Source organism: Arenibacter lacus, assembly GCF_008711145.1.
In the GTDB taxonomy this organism is placed as follows: Bacteria; Bacteroidota; Bacteroidia; order Flavobacteriales; family Flavobacteriaceae; genus Arenibacter; species Arenibacter amylolyticus.
This window is the reverse complement of sequence record NZ_VVIN01000268.1, coordinates 1-384: the sequence shown is the minus strand read 5'-3', so window position 1 is coordinate 384 and position 384 is coordinate 1. Positions and strand designations below refer to the sequence as shown.

General features: G+C 41.9%; 1 protein-coding gene. It reads left to right on the top strand.

Translation table 11 applies throughout. The features are described from left to right. A partial coding sequence (locus tag F1E73_RS17455; RefSeq protein WP_150452710.1) for an amidohydrolase family protein occupies nt 1-384 on the top strand: 384 nt, incomplete at both ends.

Genomic DNA, 384 nt, shown 5'->3' with positions numbered 1-384 from the left:
CGCCATTAAAGGAATATGATAATGGACACATCTTGGTATCCCAAAGTGTAAAGAAATTGGCCGATGCAGGCGTTAAAGTTAATTTGGGTGCACATGGCCAAATACAAGGTATTGGCGCACATTGGGAACTTTGGATGCTAGCACAGGGCGGAATGTCTAACATGGAAGCGCTAAAAGCCGCTACTATCAATGGGGCACATTACCTAGGAATGGATAGTTATTTAGGCTCCTTAAAAACCGGGATGTTAGCAGATTTAATTGTCTTGGAGGAGAATCCTTTGGAAGACATTAAAAATTCTAACTCCGTTATCTACACCATGATCAACGGTAGGTTATACGATACAGCAACCATGAATGAGGTGGGGAATGAGGGAAAAAATAGAG